Consider the following 12,480-nt stretch of genomic DNA (forward strand, 5'->3'; position numbering starts at 1 on the left):
AAAAAAAACCGGACCTTGGGTCCGGTTTTTTTATGCGCGGTGGTTAGCCCGAACGACGTGATCAGTCGTTGAAGTCTTTCCAGCCGCCCATTTGCTTCCAGCTGTTGACGATGCCACAGAACAGCTCAGCGGTTTTTTCGGTGTCGTAACGCGCCGAGTGCGCCTCACGCCCGTCAAAATCGATGTCAGCTGCCTGGCAGGCCTTGGCCAGAACGGTCTGGCCATACGCCAGGCCAGCCAGGGTTGCGGTGTCGAAGCTCGAGAACGGGTGAAACGGGTTACGTTTCATGTCCAGACGCGCCACGGCCGCATTCAGAAAGCCCAGGTCGAAGCTGCTGTTATGACCTACCAGGATGGCGCGTTTGCAACCATTGGCCTTTAGCGCTTTGCGCACACCCCGGAAGATGTCGGTCAGCGCTGTTTCTTCACTGACCGCCATACGCAGCGGATGGTCCAGCTTGATGCCGGTGAACTCTAGGGCTGCGGCTTCGATGTTGGCGCCTTCAAAAGGCTCCACACGGTGGAAATAGGTGTGTTCCGGGAACACAAAGCCTTTTTCGTCCATGCCGATGGTGACCGCCGCGATTTCCAGCAGCGCGTCGGTAGCGCTATTGAAACCGCCGGTTTCAACATCGATTACGACTGGCAGATAGCCGCGAAAACGCTCGGCCATCGGATGGCGCGAACCGCCGCCATGACCGCCCTCGTGCTCGTCATCAAAATGGTCGTCGCTCACGCGTTTTCCTCAAGCAGGCGCCAGCGCAGTTTTTCACCGGCGCGCAGCGGGATTACGTTCAGCTCGCCGAAAGGCAGGCTGCTCGGGGCGGTCCACTCTTCGCGAACCAGGGTGATGTGTTCGGTGCTCGGTGCCAGACCGTAGAAGCGTGGGCCATTCAAGCTGGCAAAGGCTTCGAGCTTGTCCAGCGCATTGCGCTGTTCAAACGCTTCGGCATAGAGCTCGATAGCAGCATAGGCGGTATAGCAACCGGCACAACCGCAGGCGGCTTCTTTGGCATGCTGGGCATGCGGTGCCGAGTCAGTGCCCAGAAAGAACTTCGCACTGCCGCTGGTGGCCGCATCCAGCAGGGCTTCCTGGTGGGTGTTGCGCTTGAGGATCGGCAGGCAATAGAAGTGCGGGCGAATACCGCCAACCAACATGTGGTTGCGGTTGTACAGCAGGTGATGCGCGGTAATGGTTGCGCCTACGTTGGCCGAAGCCTCGTTGACGAACTGGACCGCATGCGACGTGGTGATGTGTTCAAACACCACTTTCAACGTCGGGAATCGCTCCACAACACGACGCAAATGCTCTTCGATGAAGACCTTTTCGCGATCGAACACGTCGATATCGGCGCGGGTCACTTCACCGTGGATCAGCAAAGGCATACCCACTTCGGCCATGGTTTCCAGGACCGGGAAGATCGCATCGATGCTGGTCACGCCCGAGTCGGAGTTGGTTGTTGCGCCAGCCGGATACAGCTTGGCAGCGTGTACATAGCCGCTGGCTTTGGCTGTACGAATGTCTTCTGGCTGTGTTCGGTCGGTGAGGTAGAGCACCATCAGCGGTTCGAAACGGCTGCCAGCCGGGCGAGCAGCGAGAATGCGCTGTCGATAGGCATCGGCTTCAGCTGCGTTACGCACCGGAGGTACGAGGTTAGGCATGATGATGGCGCGGCCAAAGGTGCGCGCAACATCCGCCACAGTGTGAGGCAACACAGCACCATCGCGAAGATGAATGTGCCAGTCGTCGGGACGCAGCAGGGTCAGGCGGTCAGACATTGGGGGGATTCCAGGCGGGTCAAACTGATGCGAATGCTACCGGAAAACACTCTCTCAGGCACTCGCTATCAAGTTTTAGCTGCGTTAACCGATACATTCGAGGTATGTCGTAAAAACGGTGAACGGTGTTTTGCCAGTAACCATCTGCGGAGCCCTCAGTGCGCCAGCGTTATTTCATCCTGCTCAGCTTGTTTGCCAGCGTTCCTGCCATGGCCCTGACTTTCCAGACCCGTCTGGAGAATGTGGAGTGGAAAGTGGAAGGTGACAAATTTGAGTGCCGCCTGATCCAGCCGATCACTGATTTTGGCGCCGGGGTGTTTGCGCGCCGCGCCGGAGAGCAGGCTGTCTTTCGTCTCAATGCCTCCAACTCGGTATTGGGCGAAGGTTCGGCAACGTTATTGGCGGCAGCGGCGCCATGGCAGCCAGGGCGCGGTGATATTGATCTGGGCACCGTGCGTATCGGGCGCGGCAACGTGCTGTTTAATAGCTCGCAGGCGCAGGCCGGTCGATTGTTTCGAGGATTGCTGGAAGGACGCAGTCCGCTGATCAGGCATTACTCGGCGACGGGCGGTTTGTCGGAAGTTCGCCTTCTGCCCGTGAAATTTCGCCAGGCTTATGGCGAATATGAAGCCTGTACCACCAAGCTCCTGGCCAAGAATTTCGATCAAGTCCGGCAAAGCCAGATCGGTTTTCCGGGGAGCGGCAATGAACTGGATGCCAAGGGCCGCGCGGATCTGCAGATCATGCTGGAGTACATGAAGGCTGACCCTACGGTTAACCACGTCATGCTGGACGGTTATTCGGATAATTCCGGTAATCGGTTGACCAATCGCGAGCTGTCCCGGCGTCGAGCTTTGGCGGTCATGAACTACCTGCAGGAAAACGGCCTGCAGGAATCGCAGATCACGATGCGTTTTCATGGCGAGCAATACCCATTGGTGCCCAATACCAGTGTGGCTAATCGGGCGAAGAATCGCCGTGTCAGTGTGCGCCTAGAGCGCATGCCAGAGCCTCCCAAGCCGCCCCCAGCGGTGGGTATTACCAATCCTGCGACGTTGTCGTGAGGTTTTTTGGCGTCGTGTTGCTGAAAGTTACTGTCGCTTTGTCGTATTAAGCTGTCGCCCCTCTGTAAATTAAGCCCCGCGGGCGGTAGACTGTTCGGCTTTTCGAACAACCCGTGGAGTGATGGCATGGCGGACGTAAACAAGGTCGTTCTGGCTTATTCGGGCGGCCTGGACACTTCGGTGATCCTGAAGTGGCTGCAGGATACTTATAACTGTGAAGTCGTAACCTTTACCGCTGACCTGGGTCAGGGCGAAGAGGTTGAGCCTGCACGTGCCAAGGCGCAAGCCATGGGCGTCAAGGAAATCTACATCGACGACCTGCGCGAAGAGTTTGTCCGCGATTTCGTGTTCCCAATGTTCCGCGCCAACACTGTTTACGAAGGCGAGTACCTGCTGGGTACCTCCATTGCGCGTCCGCTGATCGCCAAGCGTCTGATCGAAATCGCCAACGAAACCGGTGCTGATGCTATTTCTCATGGCGCAACCGGCAAAGGTAACGATCAGGTTCGTTTCGAGCTGGGTGCATACGCACTGAAGCCGGGCGTAAAAGTGATTGCTCCTTGGCGTGAGTGGGATCTGCTGTCGCGTGAAAAACTGATGGATTACGCAGAAAAGCACGCGATCCCGATCGAGCGTCACGGCAAGAAAAAATCCCCGTACTCGATGGATGCCAACTTGCTGCACATCTCTTACGAGGGCGGTGTACTGGAAGACACCTGGACCGAGCACGAAGAAGACATGTGGCGTTGGACCAAGTCGCCAGAAAACGCGCCGGATACCCCGACCTATCTGGAACTGACCTACCGCAATGGCGATATCGTTGCGCTGGACGGTGTTGAAATGACACCTGCGACCGTTCTGGCCACGCTGAACCGCATCGGTGGCGAAAACGGTATCGGTCGTCTCGACATCGTTGAGAACCGTTATGTCGGCATGAAGTCCCGTGGTTGCTACGAAACCCCGGGCGGCACCATCATGTTGCGTGCGCACCGCGCCATTGAGTCGATCACTCTGGACCGCGAAGTCGCTCACCTGAAAGACGAGTTGATGCCCAAGTACGCCAGCCTGATCTACACCGGCTACTGGTGGAGCCCTGAGCGTTTGATGTTGCAACAAATGATCGACGCTTCTCAGGTGAACGTTAACGGCGTGGTACGTCTGAAATTGTACAAAGGCAATGTGATTGTTACCGGTCGCAAGTCTGACGATTCGCTGTTTGATGCCAATATCGCAACGTTCGAAGAAGATGGCGGCGCTTACAATCAGGCCGACGCTGCTGGCTTCATCAAGTTGAATGCCTTGCGTATGCGTATTGCTGCTAACCGGGGTCGCAAGTTGTTCTAATTGCACCTGGTATCAAAAAACCCGGCCATTGGTCGGGTTTTTTTATGCTTGCGAATCATCATTAAAGGCGAGCTATTCATCTTGTCAGCTTAATGTATTGAGCTGTCGGGTTTGCGTGTTGTAAGTAATGACCATGGCATCACCTAAATGCGAAGAGATTTTTGTGTCTAGCTCAAGTCGCTGTTGGTGATTCCATTGACTCGTCAATGAGCTACTGGTTAGCAGGAGTAAAATATCGTTCTTATGCAGGCACTCTTTTTTTGGATGTGCCATTTCGTAGTAAGTTTGCAGGATGTCTCCCAAGGTATGGTCGTTGTTCAATCTTAAAGAGGGGTGGCTGAAATCGATCAGATACAGACTGCTTGGGCCTTCTTCATCCTGCGTTAATTGTTGTTCCTCATGAACTGAATCAAGTTTTTTATGTGTGGTCTTTTCTAATGTTGAGTCGTAGTCCCTGTGCCCTTGTGGCAGAAAGATAAAGTTTTTAGGGCTGTAGGAAATGAATTTTATCCCCGGCTTGGACAGAAGTGGCGCTGCCTGGCATGCAGGTGAGCCGGGGACTTCAGTGGCTCTTGCGCGCCTGGTACGGCCCTCAGGCTCGGCCGGTTCTGGTGTTGCGCGCGTGTTCTCCTTGGGATAGTCCATGGGGGTGTAGAGGGTTTTGTTATTGAAATTAAGAGTCAAAAAAAACAATGTGATCAGAATTGAAGGGAAAACAATTAAGAACCAAACATAAATTTTTTGATTTTCCCTGTCGATATACGGCAATGAAACCGCTGCGGAAGCTTCGGTTAACATTGAAAAAATAGCAATGACAGTGAGCGGGTTGTTTACCCGTATTTTGCTTTTTATCATGATATGGCCTGCGGAAAAATTCTGGTTGGAGTAGATGATATTAGAAGTGGTTAAGTATTAATGTCGCTTTTGTAACGGGTTTTAACAGTTGTCGCAGTAATAGCCTGTAGGTGCGAATTTTAATCAGAGGTTTGCGACAGCGGTTTTCCTAAATTTAGTCGTGGCTTTATGAAACTGCAAATCAAAAGTCTTTTGTATTTATTATTTCTATAGGACGTCCTCTGGTCGAGGAATTGGTTTTCTTTTTTGTAGGATAACTCCGGGTTAATAGGTGATTTGCGCCAGTAGAACTGGGATGTCGGTAGTTTTTATGTGAGATGTAGTATGGAGGAAATAAGTAACATTTTAGTTTTTCGTTGGATTACTTTTAAGTCAGGATCGAGGTGCCGGTTTGAAAGGGCTTGAGGGGTATGTTTTTCGATCGTATTTTAAGGGCTTTCCGAATGCCTTGTAGTCCTCTTCTTTAAGTTTGAAATGGTAATATTTTTTTCTAAAAAAAGAGTAGATTTTAACTGGATTGGTTTTTTCAAAGAGGAAGGAGGGAGGTACTGTTTATCTATATGAGTTCAAGGTAGAAATTGCGCGGGTGCTTAAGGGGGATGTTTTTGTTTGGTTGGGTTGAGCCGGTCTTTCTATTGGAGTACGGTTAAATACAGCGGATGAATAATTAAATAGAGGATTAAACATGGTGTATTTGAATTCGGGCGGTTTTAAATCGTGTCAGCTGTTTTTGGTTTTTACCTGCGAAGCTGCTGCGTTTGAAGGGAAAACGGCTCGGTTGCTGTTTGAATGAGTTGGTAATAAAGGAGGGTGAGCGCCAGGGTTTGGTAGTGCTAGGGTCAGGCCAATTTTTGGTATTCAGGATGTAAGCCAACGTATTTTTTAAGCGTGATCAAGGATGTTGCCGATAGTCATTAGAACTGAACGCTTAATATAAAGATCGGCCTGTATGATTTCCTCCCGTGTCGCTTAAATGAGGGGGAGGGTGGGAGTGCGATTTTTATGAGTGATTTATTCGTAGGGCAAATCTTTATTGTGCGTAGGAAATGTCTTTGGTTGTTGGTGCTTGGGGGGGGGGCACTATGCCCAGGGTGTTGTGACTAGGCTATTGTGCTGACTCTAAAATTCGAACAGCGAAAAAATTGGAATTACCCATGAATAAAGTGCTGATCGTGGATGATCATCCTGTAATTCGTCTTGCTGTGCGTATGCTCATGGAACGACATGGCTACGAAGTTATCGCAGAGACGGATAATGGAGTGGATGCTTTGCAAATGGCGCGTGAGTACGCGCCGGATATTGTAATTCTGGATATTGGTATTCCCAAACTCGACGGGCTTGAAGTTATTGCGCGACTTTCAACACCCGCGATTCCTATAAAGGTGCTAGTGCTGACTTCACAAGCTCCCGGTCATTTTTCAATGCGTTGCATGCAGGCCGGTGCGGCAGGTTATGTATGCAAGCAGCAGGATTTAACCGAGCTTTTAAGTGCCATCAAGGCTGTGCTTTCCGGTTACAGTTATTTTCCTAACCAAGCGTTGCATTCAGTGCGCTCAAGCTTGGGGAATGCCAGTGAAGCCGATATGGTGAACCGTCTCTCTGGTCGAGAAATGATGGTATTGCAGCAGTTGGCGCGAGGTAAGAGTAATAAGGAAATAGCGGATGGCATGTTTCTGAGCAACAAAACAGTCAGTACCTACAAAACGCGTCTACTGCTCAAGCTCAATGCTCGCTCACTGGTTGATCTTATTGAGCTGGCACAGCGAAATGGCTTGGTGTGAGTGGCAGGGGTGAGGAGCGGCTTGCTCCACAACCCCCTTAACACCAAAAGCCTCCGGGCAGGAGGTTTTTGGTGTTAAGCGCTGACGATTACAAGTCGTAGGGATAGTCTTCGAGCTCTTTCTGGAGTCTTTTTTCAGCCAGCAAGGCGTCTATCGTGCGGCGTTTAGCCAAGTTGGTTTTAGCGACTTCGACTGGGCGCTCTGTCAATTCAGCGTCGTCCGGGTCGGTCGTTGGAAAATCCTCTACTTCCAGTTGTTCTTTGCCAGTGCTCATTCAGTTCACTCCAGGCTAAGACATTCAATGGCGCCCCTTATAGCGATAAACGCTTTACGGGTAAAAAAGTTTTTCTCAATCGATCCGCCCATAAAACCTCTATCGCTCAATCGTCGGAGGTTTTTTCCTTGAAATCGCACAAGTCTTCAATGCGGCAACTCCCGCAGCGTGGCTTGCGTGCCTGGCAAACGTAGCGACCATGCAAGATGAGCCAGTGATGGGCATCGAGCAGGTACGGCTTAGGCACGAATTTGATCAATTGCTGTTCAACCTCGACCACATTTTTGCCTGGCGCTATTCCGGTTCGGTTACTGACCCTGAAAATATGGGTATCTACGGCCATGGTCAGTTGCCTGAAAGCGGTGTTGAGCACCACATTGGCTGTTTTTCGTCCTACGCCTGGAAGTGCTTCAAGCGCCTCCCGCGTTTGGGGTATCTCACTGGCATGTCGCTCGATGAGCAAGCGGCACGTTTCAATCACGTTTTTGGCCTTGCTGTTGTACAGGCCAATGGTCTTGATGTATTGCGACAACCCTTCCACCCCCAAAGCGTAGATGGCTTCTGGGGTATTGGCGACCGGGAACAATTTTGCCATGGCCTTGTTCACGCTGACGTCAGTGGCCTGCGCCGAAAGAATGACTGCTATCAGCAGTTCGAAAGGCGATGTGTAGGCCAGTTCAGTTTTTGGCTCTGGATTGTCTTCGTGAAACCGACGGAAGATTTCAAGGCGCTTTGCGGCATTCATGGGTAAAAACTTTTCCTGGAGAGCAGTCCGTTAATCGAAGAGAAACGTATCTCGTGACGGCAAGCTATCAGCTTTTGGTTGGGGCTAAAGCGTTGAGTGTCTGTTCTGCTCGTAGCACGGCGTCATTCAAAAGTGCGAGCTCAGCGCTGGTGTGTGCCTGCGTCTGCGCCTTTTTAAGTGCTGCCCGGTGCATGGCCAACTGAATTTTTGCCCGCTTGAGATCTGCAGTACCGCTGCTGGGCGCAGGCACCGCTATCACCGGGGCGGCCTCCAGTTGCGCCAGGCCTTTTTCGGCAGCCTCAAATTGTGCTTGCAGGACAACCAGTTGTGCCTGCTGCGGGGCCGTCGGCGGGTGACCAAAGGCTTTGAGCGATTTATGCAGTTGGGCGCGAGCCATGGCCAGGGTGACCTTGGCTTTTTTAAGCGCTGCATCGCTGAGCAAGGAGGGCTCTGTCTGCGATGGCTCAAGCGCCAGGGTGTCAGCAGGCGCCACAGGTGCTCGTTGAGCCCGCGCCAGGCGTTCTGCCTGACGTTGCTGTTCATCTCGTCGTAGACGTTCGTCACGTCGCTCGAAACGGCTACGGGCGTGGTTGCGCTTGTCAGTGCGTGCATTGAGCTGCTCTTGCGTCTGTGCAAGCCCGCCGACGATGGGGATCACATTGGCGGGTAGCGGTCGCATTTCGATGCAGTCGACAGGGCAGGGCGCAACGCACAGGTCACAGCCGGTGCATTCATCGACAATCACCGTGTGCATGAGCTTGGCGGCGCCCAATATGGCGTCCACCGGGCAGGCCTGAATGCACTTGGTGCAACCAATGCATTCAGCTTCACGAATAAAGGCCACCTGGGCTGGTGCCACGCCGCGCTCGGTGTCGAGTGCTATAACGGGAATGCTCAACAGGTTGGCCAGCGCAGCGATGGTTTCAGTCCCGCCGGGGGGGCATTTGTTAATGGCTTCGCCCTGGCTGATGCCTTCTGCGTAGGGTTTGCAGCCAGGATGCCCGCATTTTCCGCATTGGGTTTGCGGTAATAAGGCGTCAATACGTTGAATCAGGCTCATGGTGTGATCAGTCCAGCGACAGCGAGCCGCGCCCGGGCGACAGTCATCCTGCGCAGTGAGTAATGAGTGCGAGGCGGTTAAACGAACGGCGCTGATTATCCGACATGGCGGGAGGGGAGGCTACAACGAACATCTGCCAGCGACGTGCAGGCCGCTGGCAGATGAGGAGGGCGTGTTACTTGATGCGTTGACCAGGCTTGGCGCCGCTGTCCGGGCTCAGCAGGTAAATTTCTTCACCGCCAGGGCCCGCCGCCATGACCATGCCTTCAGAAACCCCAAAACGCATTTTGCGGGGTTTCAGGTTGGCAATCATCATGGTCAGGCGACCTTCCAGCTCAGCCGGGTTCGGGTAGGCGCTTTTGATGCCCGAGAACACGTTGCGCTGTTCGTCGCCGATATCCAGGGTCAGACGCAGCAGCTTGTCAGCCCCTTCGACAGCCTCGGCCTTGAGGATCAAGGCGACGCGCAGGTCGACAGCGGCAAACGCGTCAAACTCGATTTCGGCTGCCAAAGGCTCTTTGGCCAGCTCGCCATTGCCTTTTGGCGCTGCAGTACCGGTATCGGTCTGGCTGGCGATCAGGTCTTCTTTGGACGCGTTGACCATGGCTTCCACGTGCGCCGGATCGATACGCGTCATCAGCGGTTTGAAGGCATTTAGCTGATGGTTGGCGAGCAAGGTGCTGTGGTCGTCCCAGGTCAAAGGAGACACATTCAGGAACGCTTCGGCATCGGCTGCCAACTGCGGCAACACCGGCTTGAGGAAGATGATCAACTGGCGGAACAAGTTGACGCCCAAGGCGCACACGGCCTGGACTTCGTCTTGCTTGCCTTCCTGCTTGGCCATGGCCCAAGGCGCCTTTTCGGCGATCCAGGCGTTGGCACGGTCGGCCAGCGCCATGATTTCACGCATGGCGCGCGCGAAGTCACGGGCTTCGTAAGCATCGGCAATGCTTGGTGCTGCAGCCAAGAAGGCTTCGGTCAGCTCAGGCGCTGCGTTGCCTTCAACCATCACACCGGCATTGCCTTTGTGGATGAAGCCTGCGCAACGGCTGGCAATGTTGACCACTTTGCCGATCAGGTCAGAGTTGACCTTTTGCACGAAGTCTTCGAGGTTCAAGTCCAGGTCATCGACGCCACGGCCCAATTTGGCCGCGTAGTAGTAGCGCAGGTATTCCGGCGACAGGTGATCAAGGTAGGTGCGCGCCTTGATGAACGTGCCACGGGACTTGGACATTTTTTGACCGTTAACGGTCAAGTAGCCGTGAACGTTGATCGCGGTAGGCTTGCGATAGCCTGCGCCTTCGAGCATAGCTGGCCAGAACAGGGCGTGGAAGTTCACGATGTCCTTGCCGATGAAGTGGTAAAGCTCGGCGCTGGAGTCTTTGTTCCAGTACGCGTCGAAGTCCAGCTCTGGGCGGCGTTCGCACAGGTTCTTGAAGCTGGCCATGTAGCCGATCGGCGCGTCCAGCCAGACGTAGAAGTACTTGCCTGGCTCGCCCGGGATTTCGAAACCGAAATACGGCGCATCGCGGGAGATGTCCCACTCTTGCAGGCCGCTATCCAGCCATTCGGCGATTTTGTTTGCGACTGCATCTTGCAGCGCGCCGCTTCGTGTCCAGCTTTTGAGCATGGCTTCGAAGTCGGGCAGCTTGAAGAAGAAGTGCTGGGAATCCTTGAGCACCGGCGTGGCACCGGAAATCGCCGACTTCGGATTTTTCAGGTCTGTCGGGGCGTAGGTTGCGCCGCATTTTTCGCAGTTGTCGCCGTACTGATCATCAGTGCCGCATTTAGGGCAGGTGCCCTTGATGAAGCGGTCGGCCAGGAACATTTTCTTTTCCGGGTCGAAATACTGAGTGATCGAGCGCGTAGCGATATGGCCGGCTTCGCGCAGCTTGATGTAAATCGCACTCGACAGCTCACGGTTTTCTTCGGCGTGAGTCGAGTGATAGTTATCGAACTCCACGAGGAATTCGGAGAAATCGGCGCAGTGTTCGGCCTGCACGTTGGCGATCAGTTGCTCAGGTGTGATGCCTTCTTTCTCGGCACGCAACATGATGGCCGAGCCGTGGGCGTCGTCTGCGCAGACATAAGTGCATTGGTTGCCGCGTTGCTTTTGATAGCGCACCCACATATCGGTCTGGATGTACTCAAGCATATGGCCAAGGTGGATTGAACCATTGGCATAGGGCAGGGCGCTGGTGACGAGGATCTTGCGTGGCTCGGACATGGGGCTCGGCTACTTGATGAGACGGTGGTCGGCCACTATAAAGCGCCGGGCAATATATTTCACCCCGTGGGCGGCTATCTGATGCTTTCTGGTGTTTTTGAGCGGTTCAAAAGCCTGCGCCAGGTGATTTATTACAGGTACGATAGCGACCTGTTTCACTCAGCCTTTTTCGGGAGTTGCCCATGAGCGCAGTCAATCGCGCAGCGGTGGAGGCCGTCCTTCGCCAATACACCGACCCATATTTGAACCAGGATCCGGTCAGCGCCGGGTGTGTACGTCACATTGAAGTCCAGGGCGAGCATGTCAATGTTCAGCTCGAACTGGGTTATGCCGCCGGCCTGTTCAAGAATGGCTGGGCGCAAATGCTGCAAATGGCCATTAGCAATCTGGATGGCGTGTCCTCGGCCAAGGTTGAGATTACTTGCGTGATTGCCCCGCATAAGGCGCAGGCGCAAATCCCGGGGCTGGCCAATGTGAAAAACATTGTGGCCGTTGCCTCAGGCAAAGGCGGCGTCGGTAAATCCACCACGGCTGCCAATCTGGCGCTGGCGCTGGCGCGTGAAGGTGCGCGGGTGGGGATTCTGGACGCCGACATTTATGGCCCAAGCCAGGGCGTGATGTTCGGTATCGCTGAGGGTACCCGCCCGAAAATCCGTGATCAGAAATGGTTTGTGCCGATTGAGGCGCATGGCGTTGAGGTCATGTCGATGGCTTTTCTGACTGACGACAACACGCCGATGGTCTGGCGCGGCCCCATGGTGTCGGGCGCCCTGTTGCAGTTGGTGACCCAAACCGCCTGGAATGACCTCGATTACCTGGTGATCGACATGCCGCCCGGCACGGGCGATATCCAGTTGACCTTGGCACAGAAAGTCCCGGTGGCGGGTTCTGTGATTGTGACGACGCCGCAAGACCTGGCCTTGCTCGACGCGCGCAAGGGTGTCGAAATGTTCCGTAAGGTGAACATTCCGGTCCTGGGCGTTGTAGAGAACATGGCTGTGCACATTTGCTCGAACTGCGGTCACGCAGAGCATTTGTTCGGTGAAGGCGGTGGCGAGAAACTGGCGACCCAATATGGCGTGGAAGTTCTGGCTTCATTGCCGCTGGCGATGGAAATCCGCGAGCAGGCTGATAACGGCAAGCCGACCGCGATTGCCGACCCCAATAGCCCGATAGCCTTGATCTACCAAGAACTGGCCCGACACGTCGGTGCACGGATTGTTCTGAGCGAAGCCGCCACCCAGGCCATGCCGACCATTACCACCAGCGACGACTGATACCCCGTAAACCCCTGTAGGAGCGAGCTTGCCTCGCGATCTTTTTAAAAGACCAAAAGATCGCGAGGCAAGCT

The 12,480-nt window shown here is 54.2% G+C and carries 11 protein-coding genes; 4 read left to right on the forward strand and 7 right to left on the reverse strand.

Annotated features, from left to right (window positions below; all coding sequences use genetic code 11):
* Positions 1-61: 61 nt before the first annotated feature.
* Together rnt and pyrC are read right to left on the reverse strand one after the other, a co-directional pair.
* Entirely contained in the window at positions 62-736 is a 675-nt protein-coding gene (gene rnt, locus AAEZ03_RS13950; protein ID WP_048386017.1) for a ribonuclease T, read from the reverse strand.
* Positions 733-1,779 (reverse strand): dihydroorotase, encoded by a 1,047-nt coding sequence (gene pyrC / locus AAEZ03_RS13955; RefSeq protein ID WP_153327205.1) that lies wholly within the window; start codon positions 1,777-1,779, stop codon positions 733-735. Before pyrC ends, rnt begins: the two co-directional genes overlap by 4 nt.
* Positions 1,780-1,937: 158 nt before the next feature.
* Between pyrC and AAEZ03_RS13960 the strand changes: the two genes are divergently transcribed.
* Together AAEZ03_RS13960 and AAEZ03_RS13965 are read left to right on the forward strand one after the other, a co-directional pair.
* Positions 1,938-2,843, forward strand: coding sequence for a flagellar protein MotY (locus AAEZ03_RS13960; protein WP_350579405.1), 906 nt, complete (start codon positions 1,938-1,940; stop codon positions 2,841-2,843).
* 126 nt (positions 2,844-2,969) lie between these two features.
* Positions 2,970-4,187: an argininosuccinate synthase gene (locus AAEZ03_RS13965; protein WP_048369425.1), complete on the forward strand. Its 1,218-nt coding sequence runs from the start codon at positions 2,970-2,972 to the stop codon at positions 4,185-4,187.
* Positions 4,188-4,271: 84 nt separating this feature from the next.
* Here AAEZ03_RS13965 and AAEZ03_RS13970 read toward each other — a convergent pair whose 3' ends face one another.
* Positions 4,272-5,042 carry a hypothetical protein gene (locus tag AAEZ03_RS13970; protein ID WP_350579408.1) on the reverse strand — a complete coding sequence of 257 codons (771 nt, stop codon included), beginning with the start codon at positions 5,040-5,042 and terminating at the stop codon, positions 4,272-4,274.
* Between the two features lie 1,154 nt (positions 5,043-6,196).
* Here AAEZ03_RS13970 and AAEZ03_RS13975 point away from each other — a divergent pair.
* Positions 6,197-6,823, forward strand: a complete 627-nt coding sequence (locus AAEZ03_RS13975) for a response regulator transcription factor (protein ID WP_123751901.1) — start codon at positions 6,197-6,199, stop codon at positions 6,821-6,823.
* A gap of 88 nt (positions 6,824-6,911) precedes the next feature.
* On the opposite strand, the gene AAEZ03_RS13980 is transcribed toward AAEZ03_RS13975, so the two are convergent.
* The 4 genes from AAEZ03_RS13980 to metG all read right to left on the reverse strand — a co-directional run bounded on the left by AAEZ03_RS13980 (position 6,912) and on the right by metG (position 11,129).
* Positions 6,912-7,097, reverse strand: coding sequence for a PA3496 family putative envelope integrity protein (locus tag AAEZ03_RS13980; protein ID WP_048369427.1), 186 nt, complete (start codon positions 7,095-7,097; stop codon positions 6,912-6,914).
* Between the two features lie 106 nt (positions 7,098-7,203).
* Positions 7,204-7,842 (reverse strand): endonuclease III, encoded by a 639-nt coding sequence (gene nth, locus AAEZ03_RS13985; protein ID WP_153327201.1) that lies wholly within the window; start codon positions 7,840-7,842, stop codon positions 7,204-7,206.
* Positions 7,843-7,909: 67 nt separating this feature from the next.
* On the reverse strand, positions 7,910-9,001 hold the full coding sequence (gene rsxB, locus AAEZ03_RS13990) for an electron transport complex subunit RsxB (RefSeq protein ID WP_350579416.1): 1,092 nt from the start codon (positions 8,999-9,001) through the stop codon (positions 7,910-7,912).
* Between the two features lie 76 nt (positions 9,002-9,077).
* Positions 9,078-11,129, reverse strand: coding sequence for a methionine--tRNA ligase (gene metG / locus AAEZ03_RS13995; RefSeq protein ID WP_350579411.1), 2,052 nt, complete (start codon positions 11,127-11,129; stop codon positions 9,078-9,080).
* Positions 11,130-11,311: 182 nt separating this feature from the next.
* Here metG and apbC point away from each other — a divergent pair, with 182 nt between their 5' ends.
* Positions 11,312-12,406 carry an iron-sulfur cluster carrier protein ApbC gene (gene apbC, locus AAEZ03_RS14000; RefSeq protein WP_123751906.1) on the forward strand — a complete coding sequence of 365 codons (1,095 nt, stop codon included), beginning with the start codon at positions 11,312-11,314 and terminating at the stop codon, positions 12,404-12,406.
* The last annotated feature ends 74 nt before the right edge of the window (positions 12,407-12,480 follow it).

Origin of the sequence: Pseudomonas sp. HY2-MNA-CIBAN-0224, assembly GCF_040310285.1 — a bacterium.
GTDB lineage: Bacteria > Pseudomonadota > Gammaproteobacteria > Pseudomonadales > Pseudomonadaceae > Aquipseudomonas > Aquipseudomonas helleri.